The following is a 14,956-nucleotide window of genomic DNA, read 5'->3' on the forward strand; positions in this document are numbered from 1 at the left end:
TCATGGTCACCGTCAGCTCGCCATCGGCCAGGCTGCTCACGTCTTGGCCTGTGACGGTCACGTTGCCATCACCATCCACGCTGATGTCGCCTTCCGCCACGGTGACGCTGTTATTTGCGCTGTCGGTGATCACGATGCTGTCGATCGACGCACCGTCTTCCACCGTGCCGGTGAACTCGACGTCGTCTTGTTCGTTGTCGTTGATCAGGCCATCGGCATCGTCGAACGCGATGCTGTTGCTGCTATCGCCACCTTCGCCTGGGGCCGCCGTATCCACCGTATGCTCTGATGAGCCAGTGCTTTCTACCGTATTGCCCGCGTCATCTGTCGAGCTCACGATCACCTCGAACTCGGTGTCCGCTGCCAGGTCGCTGCCGGCCACGTCCACGCTCCATTCGCCGTTTTCATCCACGGTGGTGGTGTACTCGGTGCCGTTGATGGTCATGGTGACCGGATCGTTTGCGGCGATGTCGCCGCCGCTCGCGCTGCCAGTGACCGTGATGGTCTCGCCCGCTTCTTGCGCGTTGATCACGTCATCGCTGGTGATGTTGTTCACGCTGACCGTGCCCGCATCCGCGCTGGTATCAATGTCTGCTTGATCACTCCCCGGCGCTGAGGTGTTGCCGGAGGTATCGGTAATGGTGGCTTCTACGGTAAGCGTTTCACCGTCTGCGGGCGTATCCGGGAGGGTGACGATGACAGTTCCGTCAGTAATATTATCTTCCGTCACGGTGAACGTCTGTCCATTCACCGTTAACACATCGCCTGGATTGGCGTTGGTGCCAGTCAGATCGATAGACACTCGAATACCGTCGCCAATTTCTTGGCTGCTAATCACACCATCATTGTTTGCATCGTTGAGGATAGTGACCCCAGGGGCGTTGGGGGCAGTAACGTCCACCAAGCGACCAAAACCGTCTTCTTCGTCCGTGCCAATTGCGCCTGCATTGTTGGCAATCGAGTCAGAGTCAAACCCAGAGCTCGCAATGGTCTCGCTTCCATCTCGCTCCAAGTTGACATAGCTCCATGAGCCACTACCCGTTGCTTCACCACCTGCAGCGGTCGCTTGGTCTTCTTGAATGGTGATCTCGCCTTCACCTTCCAAGATTTGTTGTTGAATGTCGGCTATTTCGTCTTGCACGTCTTGCGGCAAATTATCAATCAAGGAGCCGGGCTCCCCGCCTTGCGATTCCAAAGTGAGCAATACGCCGTTACTCAATGCAATCACAGCATCGCTGTTGTCGGGCAATACAAGCTCCGTTCCTGCGGGAAATGACATCCCCTCAGAAACCGTCATAGGCGCCCCATTGACAAGAACAACACCGTTTCCTTGAATATTTTCGACAATTACGTTGCGAGATAGCGAGATTGATTTCATAGCCGGACTCTTTAGCTAAACAAAGTGTGATCTGCTTTCAGAAAAAGCGAACCTTGATACATTATCGGTCTAATTAGACTTATCCGAAAGTGATTTTACTAGGAAATGTGCGCTTTATACGGCTCAAAAATGAGACAACAATGAGACTGAAACTACGGCAGTGCGATGACACGAAAGTTATTTGCAAAGAAGAGGTTATTCCACTTTCTTGTGCCATGTGCATCACAGCTTGTGATGGATACTGGTCACACTCGCCTGCCGAATAAAATCCTCGATATAATCCTCTCTCTCTCCAGCACGTATTCCTAGATGGATGGATTTATTGATGCCGCTTTTTCCCATACGTAGAACATGTAAGTTAAGTTGTTGTTGGTACTCTTTTGCCAGCCACTTCGGTAAGGCCGCAATGCCTCGTCCTGCCGCAACCATTTGTAGCATAATATCTGTTGTTTCAATGGTTTTGTGTTTGCGTGGCGCACAATGTGCCGGGGCGAGAAACTGCGTGAACACATCTAAACGCGCTTGGTCAACAGGATAGGTAATGAGCACTTCTTGTGTCACCTGATGGGGTTCGACATGAGACTGCGATGCCAGCGGGCTCTGTGGATGAGTCACAAGCACTAATTCGTAATCAAACACGGAGACGTATTCAATACCTGGTTTAAACAAGGGATCCGGAGTGACGAGCACATCAATATCATGACCAAATAATGCCCCTAGACCACCGAATTGAAACTTTTGTTTCACGTCAACATCCACATCCGGCCATTGGTGCAAGAAAGGCTCAACCACCTTAAGCAGCCACTGATAGCAGGGGTGACATTCCATGCCAATGCGCAGGGTGCCGCGCTGACCTTGTGCAAATTGTTTAAGTTGCTGCTCGGCATGCTCAAATTGAGGGAGCATACGCTCAGAGAGGGTCAGCAAGTACTCACCAGCCTGAGTGAAATGTAATTGTCTGCCTGATTTTTTCCACAGGCTAACGCCTATCTGACTTTCTAATTTTTTCATCGCATGGCTAATGGCAGATTGGGTGAGATAAAGCGTCTCTGCCGCGGCGGTAAGCGATCCTTGCTCTTTGATGGCACGCAGAATATGAAGATGATGACGTTCTAACATGTCTTTTCCATGACCAAATTTCATTAATTGATGAAATAATGCCATTTTAGTTCATAACGAGAAAGCCCTATGCTGAACTCAACTTAAAGGAGGACGTATAGATGGCTAAAACTCATAACCTCGGTTTTCCCCGCATAGGGGCACAGCGCGAACTAAAATTTGCACTCGAACGTTACTGGCGTGGCGAATCATCCCAGCAAGATTTAACCAATACTGCGGCGGCTCTACGCCGTACCCATTGGCAACAACAAGGTAAGCTCGATGCCGTTCCAGCGGGTGACTTTTCTTTTTATGACCATGTACTCGACACCAGCTTTTTAGTCGGCAATGTCCCTGACCGTGTGGCTGATCATCAAGATAACACCCTCGATAACTATTTCCGCGTCGCCCGTGGTCGCTCGGCGAACGATACTGGCTGCCAATGTGTCCACGCTGGTGAAATGACCAAATGGTTTGACACCAACTATCACTACATCGTGCCAGAATTCACAGCACAAACCACCTTTAGCTTGCATGCTGAAAGTCTATTGGCGCAAATAGAAGAAGCCAAACAAACCGGTGTTCAGGCCAAACCTGTTTTAGTCGGCCCCGTCACGTATCTGTGGTTAGGTAAAGAAAAAGATGCTTCTAACAAGCTGGATCTGCTTGATGAACTCTTGCCAGTTTATCAATCGCTCCTGAGCACGCTGGCAGAACAAGGTGTTGAATGGGTTCAAATCGATGAGCCTATTTTGGTCACTGAGCTTGCCCCTGCGTGGCAAACAGCAATAAAAACCGCGTATCAGACGCTAAGCCAAACCAACGTGAAGTTATTGCTGGCAAGCTACTTCGGCGAGCAAGCTGAAAATCGTCAATTGGCGCAATCCTTGCCCGTTGACGGTTGGCACCTGGATGCGATTCGTGGCCGAGGGGATGTTGCGTCGTACCAAGAAGCACTTGGCGATCACCAAGTCCTGTCTCTTGGTGTGATTAACGGCCGTAACGTTTGGAAAACCGATCTTAATGCCACGCTAGCTTGGCTTGAACCCACTCACCAAGCACTGGGCGATCGTCTCTGGCTCGCTCCCTCTTGTTCATTGCTCCATGTGCCCGTCGATTTGACCAGCGAACACAAGCTCGATCCTGAAGTAAAAAACTGGCTCGCCTTTGCCCATCAAAAGCTTGATGAATTGGATGTGCTTGCCAACGCGCTCAACCATGGCAAGCAAAGCGTTCAACAAGCACTGGCCGACAACCGCCAAGCTATTGAGAGTCGTCAGCAGTCACCACGCGTGCACAACCCTAATGTGCAAGCTGCATTGGCGGCGATTACACCGCATCTGGGTAGGCGACAACGCCCGTTTGCAGAACGCATTCGCTTGCAACACGAGCAGCTCAACCTGCCACGCTTCCCGACCACTACCATTGGCTCATTCCCGCAGACGAGCACCATTCGCCAAACGCGCTTGCAATACAAAAAAGGCGAGATTGATGCGGTGACCTATCAAGACATCATGCGCAAAGAGATCGCCCATGCGGTCGACAAACAAGAAGCTCTCGGGCTCGATGTTTTGGTCCACGGTGAAGCCGAGCGTAATGACATGGTGGAATACTTTGGCGAACAATTGGATGGTTATGTGTTTAGCCAGTTCGGTTGGGTGCAATCGTATGGCTCTCGCTGTGTGAAGCCGCCGATTTTATTTGGTGATATCGAACGCCCGAAAGCAATGACTGTAGAATGGACGCAGTACGCACAATCTCTCACCGATAAGCCGCTCAAGGGCATGCTTACCGGACCGGTGACGATTCTCAACTGGTCGTTTGTCCGCGATGATCAGCCACGATCGCAAACCTGTAACCAGCTGGCGCTGGCGATCCGTCAAGAGGTGCAAGATCTCGAGAAAGCTGGCACCAAGATCATTCAGATTGATGAAGCAGCCCTGCGTGAAGGCCTACCTCTGCGTCGCAGTGAATGGCAACACTATCTCGACTGGGCCATCAATGCGTTTAAAATTGCGGCTAATGGCGTGAGTGACGAGACGCAAATCCACACCCATATGTGCTACTCCGAGTTTAACGACATCATTGCATCGATTGCGAATATGGACGCTGACGTCATCACCATTGAAACCTCACGCTCGGATATGGAACTGCTGGACGCGTTTGATCACTTTGATTATCCCAATGACATCGGCCCAGGCGTTTACGATATTCATTCCCCCAATACGCCCACTCAAGCACAAATTGTGGGCTTGATGAACAAAGCCGCTGCGCGGATCCCCGAAGAAAGGTTGTGGGTGAACCCGGACTGTGGATTAAAGACCCGGCAATGGGATGAAGTGATCCCGGCCCTAGAAAACATGGTCGCTGCGGCGAAAACACTTCGCCAATAACCAGCGTCAATGGCGCTGCGTCAGCAAGGCGAAGAATCAAGATAGCGTCAAATAAAAAAACGCGCCACGGATAACTCCGGTGGCGCGTTTTTTATCGCAAAAGAAAAGGGAGCCTGAGCTCCCTTTTCTCCAGAATCTTAGCGACGGATGCCTAGACGCTTGATAACGTCCAAGTAACGGTCAACGTTGTTCTTTTTCAGGTAGTCCAGCAGCTTACGACGACGTGAAACCATGCGTAGCAGGCCACGACGGCTGTGGTGGTCACCTTTGTGCTCAGCGAAGTGCGATTGCAGATCGTTGATTGATGCGGTCAAAAGGGCGATTTGAACTTCTGGTGAACCAGTGTCGTTCTCAGTTTTACCAAAATCAGCAACGATTTGTGCTTTTGCTTCTGCAGTCAGAGACATAATGCTCTCCTAATAAGAGTGTGTGATTATCATGCACCAGCCAATCTCTGATTCAGCCGGTGCCCGAAGGCGCATATTCTACTGACTTTCGTCTAAGGTAGCAATCTATCCGCGCCTCTTTTTGCCGTCACCACGCGCAAAGGCATCATGTTTCTAGCGTGCGTCGGGCTGGCGACTGGCCACCAAACGACGCGGTGCTACCAAGCCATCGGCGTCAATTTCTCCCACCCCAATAAAGTGACGCTCATCGCCCGCCGTTAAGCGAACAAAACCACTCGTGGGAGCATTGGGCACTTGAACCGCTTGCCCTTGCAATGCATAGCTGGCCATCACCGGCAGCAAGTTAATTTCACGTAAGTCTTGCACCGCGGTATCGAGTGGCAGCAACAAAGGATCGAGCAACTGCTTAGGCTGGATCTCTTGCTCTCTGGCTTGATTGAGCAAGCTTTCCAGTTGCTCAAGCGTCACCATCTGGCGCGTTGGGTAGGCTGATACGCCAGTACGACGTAAGGCCGTCACATGCGCCCCACAGCCCAACATTTCACCCAGATCGTCGACGATAGTGCGAATATAAGTGCCCTTGGAACAATGCACTTCCATTTCTATCTCATCACCTTCAAAGCGCAGCAATTCAATCTGATACACCTTGATGGTACGCGCTTCACGCGGCACCTCAATACCTTGGCGCGCGTATTCATACAAAGGTTTCCCTTGGTACTTCAGCGCCGAGAACATAGAAGGAATTTGCTGGGTTTCACCACGGAACTTAGCAATACAACGCTCGAGTAAGCCTAGGTTAACTTTCACGTCTCGGGTTTCCACCACATCGCCATCGGCGTCAGAGGTGTTCGTCCGCTCACCCAGCTTTGCGACCACGCGATAACGCTTATCAGAGTCGAGCAGAAACTGGGAGAATTTGGTGGCTTCGCCCAGGCAAATGGGCAACATACCGGTTGCGAGTGGATCAAGTGCGCCCGTATGGCCTGCTTTTTCGGCAAAAAAGATGCGTTTTACTTTTTGTAAGGCATCATTAGAGGTCATGCCCGTGGGCTTATCGAGCAGGATAATGCCATCGACTGGACGACCTCGACGACGTTGACGACGCGCCATCTATTACTCCTCACCTTTGTCATCTTCACCACGGCGCTCATCATCGCTACGCACCGCTTTGCTTACCAAGTTGGAAATACGAATACCCTCAGTGAGTGACTCATCAAACACAAACGTCAGTTCTGGGGTCACACGCAAACGAATGGCCTTTCCAACCAAAGAGCGGATATAACCACTCGCTTCATTGAGGGCTTTGAGGCTTTCTGTCGGTGCTTGCTCGTCAACGGTTAAAAACGTGACGAAAACCTTCGCGTACGCCAAATCACGTGAAATCTGAACATCAGAGACAGTGACCATGCCAATACGCGGATCTTTAATCTCGCGCTGCAGTATCAGTGCAATTTCTTTTTGCAGCTGATGGGCGACGCGGTCTGTGCGGCTAAAATCTTTACCCATTTTCTTTTCTCTCAATAAAATGGGGGTAAGCGCATGCGCCTCCCCCCACGGTGTATCCAAACAACCTGGTTGATTTATACGCTTAATCAGTCGATTGAGCGCTGAATTTCAACCGTTTCATAGACTTCAATCTGGTCACCAACGCGAACGTCATTGTAGTTCTTCACGCCGATACCACACTCGTAGCCTTTTTTCACTTCGTTCACATCATCTTTGAAGCGACGCAGTGATTCTAGCTCACCCTCGTAGATAACCACGTTTTCACGTAGTACACGGATTGGATTGTTACGCTTAATCACACCTTCAGAAACCTGACACCCGGCAATTGCGCCCAGTTTCGGTGACTTGAAGACATCGCGTACTTCTGCCAGACCGATGATTTCTTGTTTGAACTCAGGCGCAAGCATACCGCTCATCGCTTGTTTCACTTCATCAATCATGGTGTAGATGACAGAGTAATAGCGCAGATCCAAGCTTTCATTTTCAATGGTCTTACGCGCCGCCGCATCCGCACGGACGTTAAAGCCACAAATGATCGCATTAGACGCTGCGGCCAAGACAGCATCAGTTTCAGTGATACCACCGACACCTGAGCCGACGATCTTCACTTTCACTTCATCCGTTGACAATTTGACCAGTGAATCTGCAATCGCTTCGACAGAGCCTTGAACGTCCGCTTTCAGCACGATATTCAGCTCAGCCACTTCACCTTCAGCCATGTTCGAGAACATGTTCTCCAGTTTGGCTTTTTGCTGACGCGCCAGTTTCACGTCACGGAACTTGCCTTGACGATAAAGCGCCACTTCACGGGCTTTCTTCTCGTCACGCACAACCGTGGCTTCGTCACCCGCTGCTGGCACACCAGAAAGACCGAGGATCTCAACCGGAATTGACGGCCCCGCATGCTCTACGTCTTGGCCATTCTCATCACGCATCGCACGGACACGGCCATATTCCAAGCCACACAGAACGATATCACCTTTGTTCAAGGTACCTTCTTGAACCAGCACTGTCGCGACAGGACCACGGCCTTTATCAAGACGTGATTCAACCACTACACCGCGCGCCATGCCTTGCTCGACCGCTTTCAGTTCAAGCACTTCTGATTGCAGCAAGATAGACTCAAGCAAGCCATCAATGTTCTGGCCTTGTTTTGCCGAAACATGCACGAAGATGTTTTCACCACCCCATTCTTCTGGGATAACGTCATACTGTGCTAGCTCGTTTTTCACGCTGTCAGGGTTAGCGCCTTCTTTATCCATCTTGTTGACGGCAACAATCAAAGGCACACCTGCCGCTTTCGCGTGCTGGATAGCTTCTTTGGTTTGTGGCATCACGCCATCATCAGCTGCGACCACCAAGACAACGATATCCGTGGCACCCGCACCACGTGCACGCATCGCGGTAAACGCGGCGTGTCCAGGGGTATCTAAGAAGGTGATCATGCCATTGTCGGTTTGTACGTGATACGCACCGATGTGCTGGGTAATACCGCCCGCTTCGCCCGTCGCAACGTGCGCTTTACGGATGTAGTCAAGCAGCGAGGTTTTACCGTGGTCAACGTGACCCATGATAGTTACCACCGGCGCACGTGGTGCGACAGGTGCATCGCTATCACGATCCGAGAGTACAGCCTCTTCCAGCTCGTTCTCTTTACGTAGGATAACCTTGTGGCCCATTTCTTCCGCCACTAGTTGCGCGGTTTCTTGGTCGATCACTTGGTTAATAGTCGCCATCGCACCCATTTTCATCATGGTTTTGATGACTTCAGCGCCTTTAACAGCCATTTTGTTGGCCAGCTCCGCTACGGTGATGGTTTCGCCGATTTCAACTTCACGGTTTACTTTCTGCGCTGGCTTTTTAAAGCCATGCTGCATCGATGATGGCTTAGCCATGCGGCCTTTGCCTTTTCCACCTTTGCCACGACGGCCGCGAGTGGTTTTATCCTCAGCAGCGTTCGCTTTTTTCTTCTTCTTACGACGCGGGGCGGCACTTTCTTCGCGACGATCCGCCTCGTCTTCTGCCTCACGGGCATACTCGGAAGTGACTGTATGGTGATCAGCCGCCTCCATGGTATTGAGTGCTTTGTCTTGATCTGACCAGCGTTCTTGATTTGCTTCTGCCATTTTGCGTGCCTCTTCTAACTGCCGCTGACTTTCTTCTTCAGCTTTACGCTTGGCTTCCTCTTCCTGGCGACGCTTAAGTTCATCAGCTTCTTTCTTCGCTTGCGCATCAGCAGCTTGAGCTGCAGCAGTATCCGCTGCGTTTTCTTTAGACTGCTCAGTGTTCGGTTGCGCTTGCGGCTTGGCTTCACGCTTAGCTTTTTCTTCGGCTTCGCGTTTGGCTTTCTCTTCTGCTTCACGTTTGGCTTTTTCTTCCGCCTCACGCTTGGCTTTCTCTTCTGCTTCGCGTTTCGCTTGCTCTTCGGCTTCTAGACGCGCTTTTTCTTCGGCTTCGCGTTTCGCTTGCTCTTCCGCTTCTTGCGCTGACTTTTGCTCTTCAAGGTCGCTACGCTTCACATAGGTACGCTTCTTACGCACCTCAACTTGGACATCTTTGTTCTTTCCGCCAGCCCCTGACACGCTCAGTGTGCTACGTTTCTTGCGCTGAAGCGTCAGACGCGTCGGAGCATTGCCGTTATCACCGTGCTCACGCTTTAAATGCGCGAGCAAAGCTTGTTTCTCATCTTGGCTTACCTGATCGTCAGCCGACTTTTGCATACCAGCTTCTTTAAACTGCTTCAGCAGACGATCGACTGGCGTATCAATTTCCTTCGCCAGTGTATGTACTGTAACCTCTGACATTCTGCTCCTCCTTTGCCGTCTTTACGCTTCGTCGCTGAACCAGCAGATATTACGCGCGGCCATAATCAGCTCACCTGCACTGGTCTCATCTAATCCGTCGATATCTAACAGATCGTCAGTACCTTGATCAGCCAGATCTTCCAAGGTCTTCACGCCTTTAGCGGCGAGTTTAAAGGCCATTTCACGAGAAAGACCATCCAGTGCCAGCAAATCTTCGGCAGGTTCAACATCTCCCAGCGACTCTTCTTGTGCCAGCGCGATGGTGGTCAACGCTTCTTTGGCACGTGCGCGCAAAATCTCGACGGTGTCTTCATCTAGTCCATCGATTTCGAGCATTTCGCTGGTTGGCACATAGGCCACTTCTTCAAGGGTGGTAAACCCTTCTTCCACCAAGGTTTCGGCAAAGTCTTCGTCAATATCGAGGTACTTCACGAACAATTCGACAGAGGCTTGCGCTTCTTCCTGGTGTTTTTTCTGTAGATCTTCAACCGTCATCACGTTCAGTTCCCAACCGGTTAGTTGAGATGCCAAACGGACGTTTTGACCATTACGGCCAATCGCCTGCGCCAAGTTATCCGCCGCAACGGCAATATCCATGGAGTGCGTGTCTTCATCGACGATGATAGAGGCTACGTCGGCCGGTGCCATGGCATTGATCACAAATTGCGCCGGGTTATCATCCCACAACACGATATCAATACGCTCACCACCCAACTCGGTCGATACGGCTTGCACACGCGCACCACGCATACCCACACAGGCGCCCACAGGGTCAATGCGTTTATCGTTGGTTTTCACGGCAATTTTTGCCCGTGAAGCAGGGTCACGCGCCGCGCCCATCAGCTCAATCATTTCTTCGCCAATTTCTGGCACTTCAATGCGGAACAGCTCACTCAGCATTTCCGGCTTTGAGCGAGTCATGAACAGTTGGAAGCCACGTGCTTCAGGACGGACGGCGTAGAGTAAGCCACGTACCCGATCACCCGGGCGGAAGTTTTCACGCGGCAGTTGATCTTCACGCTGGATAACCGCTTCCGCGTTGTTGCCTAGGTCAACGATGATCACATCACGGTTAACCTTCTTGACCACACCGGTAACCAGTTCACCTTCGTTGTCCATGAACTGCTCAACCACTTGCGCACGTTCAGCTTCACGCACTTTTTGTACGATCACTTGCTTAGCCGTTTGAGTGGTAATACGGTCAAAGGCAACAGATTCAATCTGATCTTCAACGTAGCCACCCAACTCTAAGGTTTCGTCTTCGTACTGTGCGGCTTCTAGCGTGATTTCACGCGTAGGCTGTGTCACTTCGTCAACCACGAGCCAACGACGGAAAGTATCGAATTCACCGGATTTGCGATCAATGGCGATACGTACATCAATGTCGGCTTCGTACTTCTTTTTGGTTGCCGTTGCCAGTGCGGTTTCCAGTGCCTCAAAAATACGCTCACGCGGAACGGCTTTTTCGTTTGAGACCGCTTCGACAACAGCCAAGATTTCTTTATTCATCTACTAATGCCTCATTTACTCTTAAAATGAAGGAACCAGGTTTGCTTTGGCGATATTACTCAAGGCAAACGCCTCATCTTGGCCGTCAACGCGAACCGTGATGGTATCGCCATCGACAGAAAGGATTTCTCCTTTCCACTTACGGCGGTTTTGCATAGCCATTTTCAGCACGATGTTCACTTCATGCCCGATGAATTGCTGATAATGATCAGCGGTGAACAGTGGACGATCAACACCTGGTGATGACACCTCTAGGTTGTAAGCCACTGTGATTGGGTCTTCTACATCCAACACTGCGCTCACTTGACGGCTCACGTCGGCACAATCGTCGACGGTAATGCCATTTTCATGGTCAATAAAGATACGCAGTGTCGAATGTTGGCCAGCTCGAACAAATTCAAGCCCAACCAACTCATAGTCCAACGCCTTAACCGGCGCGGCCAAAAGTTCAGTCAGTTGTTTCTCTAATCCTGTCATTCCAAACCCCAGAAATAAAAAAAGGGCTTAAAAGCCCAGTTACTATCCGAATGGTCTTCTTCAGATAACAAAAAACCCCGAAGATCGGGGTTTAATGTAACTGGACCCTGATGCTACGCCAGTAGCGTAGCCGTTATCGCTGGTGTCGGAATCATCTCAGCAATAACGAGAGAGTAACTCTCTGCACAAAGGCTTATTGGTCCGCTTCGTGCTGCCCCGAGGGCAAAAAGGCTAGCACGTGGCTAGCCCGGTTAGCGTGGCTTTAGTAAGAAACGCTAACGCGTTATTCAGTTTAGCCGTTATGTTAACAACAAACTTGAAATTGGTTGTGGGAAGCGGATTTTATCGCGCCGTGCAATGGCGCCGACCGGAGGTCGTGTTGATTGCATTCAACCTGATATTTCACTTCACCAACCTAAAATTGGTTGCGGGAGACGGATTTGAACCGCCGACCTTCGGGTTATGAGCCCGACGAGCTACCAAACTGCTCCATCCCGCGTCCGATGGCGACTATTATATCGCTTTTTGCAACAAAGGTGCAAGCAAATGCCCTTTGTGAACTTGGTGCCGAGAGCGGGACTTGAACCCGCACGCCTATAAAGGCACTACCCCCTCAAGATAGCGTGTCTACCAATTCCACCACCTCGGCTCAATTTTTACTGAGGGATCTCACTGTTATCAACAGGGATTTCGTCCTCTTTTGGCGCCGCTTGCTGTTGTGTAGCAGGCTCGCTTAAATCTTCAAAACCGCCTTTTGCTTCAGGCTTATGTGCAGTGAGGTTACCAAGCACCAAACTCAGGGCAAAAAATGCAATTGCAAAACCGGTTGTCATTCGGGTCAAAAAGTTTCCAGAGCCGCCAGAGCCAAATACTGTATTTGATGCTCCAGCCCCGAACGAGGCTCCCATATCTGCGCCTTTACCTTGCTGAACCAGAACCAGGCCAATTACACCGATTGCGGCCAACAGATAAATCACAAGTAGAATTTCGTACATGGTTCCACCTATGCTCCAGGTTGTTGAGCCGGCAGTGTTACTTCTCAGCCAGCGCAGCCCCCTTCGTTGGGAGCGGGTGAATACTAGCGAAAGCGCGGTGACGAAACAAGAGGAAATTGCAAAAAACCTTGATTTCGACGCTGTTTGCGCAATCTATGACCACCCGCTCGACCGTTATCAACAATTCGCCTTCACCGCCTCTGCGATTTCAAGCGCATAAGCGTGGACGTTGTCGGCCTCAGGCCCTTCCACCATCACTCGGATTAAAGGTTCAGTGCCCGATTTACGCAACAGTACACGTCCTTGTTCGCCCAGCTTTTCCTCGACACTGGCTTTAGCTGCCAGCACAGGCGCGCTTTGTAACGGGTCAACCGTGCCGCTAAAACGGACGTTCTCTAACACCTGGGGCAGTAGCGTCATGCCATCGCTTAAGGCTTTAAGATCCATCCCCGTCGCGGCGATGCTCGCCAGCACTTGCAACGCGGCGACAATGCCATCACCGGTCGTGACCTTATCCAGCACAATGACGTGGCCCGAGTTTTCTGCACCGATCCGCCAGCCTTTCTCTTGCAGCTTTTCCATCACATAACGGTCGCCCACTTTGGCGCGCGCAAACGGAATGCCGAGAGACTGAAGCGCAAGCTCCATCCCCATGTTGGTCATCAGGGTACCAACGACACCGCCTTTCAATTCACCACGGCGCAGGCTCTCGCGGGCGATAATATACGCAATTTGGTCGCCGTCGACTTTGTTGCCAAGGTGATCCACCATGATCACGCGGTCGCCATCACCGTCAAAAGCGATGCCTAAGTCCGCTTTTTGTTCGAGGACTTGTTTTTGTAACGCACGAACGTCCGTGGCCCCCACTTCATCGTTTATATTGGTACCGTTGGGCGCACAGCCAATGGTGGTCACCTCCGCACCGAGTTCACGAAACACAGAAGGCGCAATGTGATAGGTGGCACCATGGGCGCAATCGAGCACAATTTTTAACCCACTCAGGCTCAACGCGCTCGGGAAGGTGCCTTTACAAAACTCGATGTAACGCCCGGCCGCGTCGTTAATGCGGCTGGCTTTACCTAACTCAGCCGACTCGACACAAGTCAGTGTTTTTTCCAGCTCAGCTTCAATCGCTAACTCAACCTCATCAGCCAGTTTGGTGCCTTCTGAGGAGAAGAATTTAATCCCGTTATCATAATGCGGGTTATGTGACGCCGAGATCACAATCCCAGCTTCCGCGCGGAACGTTTGGGTTAAGTAGGCAATCGCAGGTGTTGGCATGGGGCCGGTAAAGGCGGCTTCTAGACCCGCCGCAGAGAGCCCCGATTCCAGCGCCGACTCTAACATATACCCAGAAATACGCGTGTCTTTACCAATCAGTACCTTACGCGTGCCTTGTTGCGACAACACGCGACCTGCGGCCCAGCCAAGCTTTAGCATAAATTCCGGCGTAATGGGAAATTCGCCCACCTTGCCACGCACACCATCGGTGCCAAAATACTTACGCTCTGTCATTATTTTTCTTCTCCTAATTCATTTTTTACGCGCGCTGTCATGGCGACGACCTTGAGTGCATCAGCGGTTTCTTTCACATCGTGAACGCGAATGATTTGTGCGCCTTTCGCCGCAGCTAAGGTGGCACAAGCAAGGCTACCGCCCAGAATATCCTGCGGCGTTTTTTCTAACATCTTGTAAATCATTGACTTGCGTGACATCCCTGCTAATACAGGCAACCCGAAGTCATGAAAAGCGTCGAGATCCGCGAGAAGCTGATAGTTGTGCGCCAACGTCTTACCAAAACCAAACCCGGGATCTAGAATAATATTCTGTCGACGGATCCCCGCCTCAGTGCAGGCCTCGATACGTGCTGCTAAAAACGCTTTCACGTCCCCCACGACATCTTGGTAGTCAGGGGCCGCTTGCATTGTCCGTGGTTGTCCTTGCATGTGCATGATGCACACAGGCACTTGCAGATCCGCTGCCGCTTCCAACGCACCAGGCGCTTGCAGCGCTCGCACATCATTAATGAGATTGGCGCCTGCTTTTACTGCGGCACGCATCACACCAGCCTTACTGGTATCAATCGAAATCCAACAATCAGATTGCTCACGAATCGCTTCAATGACTGGGACAACACGATTGATCTCGTCTTGCTCTTCTACATCAGCAGCACCTGGGCGTGTCGACTCGCCACCAATATCTAAAATGGTGGCGCCGTCGGCTAGCATCTGCATCGCTCGCTCAACCGCTATATCGCGGTGCTGAAATTGGCCGCCATCTGAGAAAGAGTCCGGCGTCACATTCAAGATACCCATGATGACAGGGCGAGTAAGGGGGAGTGCGTTATTCTTGTGGGTTATTTGCATGTGTTTGTTTCCAAGCACGATCA

Annotated in this window: 12 protein-coding genes and 2 tRNA genes; 1 reads left to right on the plus strand and 13 read right to left on the minus strand. The window is 51.2% G+C overall.

The window, feature by feature from the left end:
- Positions 1–1,378: Ig-like domain-containing protein (locus BZG25_RS11350; RefSeq protein ID WP_131826114.1), on the minus strand; the 1,378-nt coding region annotated here is incomplete at its 3' end.
- A 222-nt stretch (positions 1,379–1,600) separates the two neighbouring features.
- Positions 1,601–2,497 (minus strand): LysR family transcriptional regulator, encoded by an 897-nt coding sequence (locus tag BZG25_RS11355; protein WP_077578349.1) that lies wholly within the window; start codon positions 2,495–2,497, stop codon positions 1,601–1,603.
- Between the two features lie 101 nt (positions 2,498–2,598).
- Between BZG25_RS11355 and metE the strand changes: the two genes are divergently transcribed.
- Positions 2,599–4,869, plus strand: a complete 2,271-nt coding sequence (metE, locus tag BZG25_RS11360) for a 5-methyltetrahydropteroyltriglutamate--homocysteine S-methyltransferase (RefSeq protein WP_077578314.1) — start codon at positions 2,599–2,601, stop codon at positions 4,867–4,869.
- Between the two features lie 137 nt (positions 4,870–5,006).
- Here metE and rpsO read toward each other — a convergent pair whose 3' ends face one another.
- From rpsO to folP, 11 genes are all read right to left on the minus strand, one after another.
- Complete coding sequence (gene rpsO, locus BZG25_RS11365) at positions 5,007–5,276, minus strand: 30S ribosomal protein S15 (RefSeq protein ID WP_046075122.1); 270 nt, start codon at positions 5,274–5,276, stop codon at positions 5,007–5,009.
- 153 nt (positions 5,277–5,429) lie between these two features.
- Positions 5,430–6,386, minus strand: a complete 957-nt coding sequence (gene truB / locus BZG25_RS11370; protein WP_046075121.1) for a tRNA pseudouridine(55) synthase TruB — start codon at positions 6,384–6,386, stop codon at positions 5,430–5,432.
- 3 nt (positions 6,387–6,389) lie between these two features.
- Entirely contained in the window at positions 6,390–6,782 is a 393-nt protein-coding gene (gene rbfA / locus BZG25_RS11375) for a 30S ribosome-binding factor RbfA (protein ID WP_046075120.1), read from the minus strand.
- A gap of 86 nt (positions 6,783–6,868) precedes the next feature.
- Positions 6,869–9,586 carry a translation initiation factor IF-2 gene (gene infB / locus BZG25_RS11380; protein WP_046075119.1) on the minus strand — a complete coding sequence of 906 codons (2,718 nt, stop codon included), beginning with the start codon at positions 9,584–9,586 and terminating at the stop codon, positions 6,869–6,871.
- 21 nt (positions 9,587–9,607) lie between these two features.
- On the minus strand, positions 9,608–11,095 hold the full coding sequence (nusA, locus tag BZG25_RS11385; RefSeq protein ID WP_077578313.1) for a transcription termination factor NusA: 1,488 nt from the start codon (positions 11,093–11,095) through the stop codon (positions 9,608–9,610).
- A 21-nt stretch (positions 11,096–11,116) separates the two neighbouring features.
- Positions 11,117–11,572: a ribosome maturation factor RimP gene (rimP, locus tag BZG25_RS11390; RefSeq protein ID WP_046075117.1), complete on the minus strand. Its 456-nt coding sequence runs from the start codon at positions 11,570–11,572 to the stop codon at positions 11,117–11,119.
- 422 nt (positions 11,573–11,994) lie between these two features.
- Positions 11,995–12,071, minus strand: a tRNA-Met gene (locus BZG25_RS11395).
- A 63-nt stretch (positions 12,072–12,134) separates the two neighbouring features.
- A tRNA-Leu gene (locus tag BZG25_RS11400) sits at positions 12,135–12,221 on the minus strand.
- A gap of 7 nt (positions 12,222–12,228) precedes the next feature.
- A complete protein-coding gene (secG, locus tag BZG25_RS11405; RefSeq protein WP_046075116.1) occupies positions 12,229–12,567 on the minus strand; it encodes a preprotein translocase subunit SecG in 339 nt (112 codons plus the stop codon).
- 177 nt (positions 12,568–12,744) lie between these two features.
- Positions 12,745–14,082: a phosphoglucosamine mutase gene (gene glmM, locus BZG25_RS11410; RefSeq protein WP_046075115.1), complete on the minus strand. Its 1,338-nt coding sequence runs from the start codon at positions 14,080–14,082 to the stop codon at positions 12,745–12,747.
- Positions 14,082–14,933: a dihydropteroate synthase gene (gene folP / locus BZG25_RS11415; protein WP_077578312.1), complete on the minus strand. Its 852-nt coding sequence runs from the start codon at positions 14,931–14,933 to the stop codon at positions 14,082–14,084. The genes glmM and folP overlap by 1 nt, the downstream gene beginning before the upstream one ends.
- Positions 14,934–14,956: the final 23 nt, after the last annotated feature.

The organism is Salinivibrio sp. ML198 (genome assembly GCF_001996015.1).
GTDB classification, from domain to species: Bacteria; Pseudomonadota; Gammaproteobacteria; order Enterobacterales; family Vibrionaceae; genus Salinivibrio; species Salinivibrio siamensis.

Bases quoted from the DNA above. Each gene is read 5' to 3' on its own strand.
- nusA (WP_077578313.1), bottom strand. From the start codon at position 11,095: ATGAATAAAGAAATCTTGGCTGTTGTCGAAGCGGTCTCAAACGAAAAA.
- folP (WP_077578312.1), bottom strand. From the start codon at position 14,933: ATGCAAATAACCCACAAGAATAACGCACTCCCCCTTACTCGCCCTGTC.
- infB (WP_046075119.1), bottom strand. From the start codon at position 9,586: ATGTCAGAGGTTACAGTACATACACTGGCGAAGGAAATTGATACGCCA.
- glmM (WP_046075115.1), bottom strand. From the start codon at position 14,082: ATGACAGAGCGTAAGTATTTTGGCACCGATGGTGTGCGTGGCAAGGTG.
- rpsO (WP_046075122.1), bottom strand. From the start codon at position 5,276: ATGTCTCTGACTGCAGAAGCAAAAGCACAAATCGTTGCTGATTTTGGT.
- secG (WP_046075116.1), bottom strand. From the start codon at position 12,567: ATGTACGAAATTCTACTTGTGATTTATCTGTTGGCCGCAATCGGTGTA.
- metE (WP_077578314.1), top strand. From the start codon at position 2,599: ATGGCTAAAACTCATAACCTCGGTTTTCCCCGCATAGGGGCACAGCGC.
- rimP (WP_046075117.1), bottom strand. From the start codon at position 11,572: ATGACAGGATTAGAGAAACAACTGACTGAACTTTTGGCCGCGCCGGTT.
- truB (WP_046075121.1), bottom strand. From the start codon at position 6,386: ATGGCGCGTCGTCAACGTCGTCGAGGTCGTCCAGTCGATGGCATTATC.
- BZG25_RS11355 (WP_077578349.1), bottom strand. From the start codon at position 2,497: ATGTTAGAACGTCATCATCTTCATATTCTGCGTGCCATCAAAGAGCAA.
- rbfA (WP_046075120.1), bottom strand. From the start codon at position 6,782: ATGGGTAAAGATTTTAGCCGCACAGACCGCGTCGCCCATCAGCTGCAA.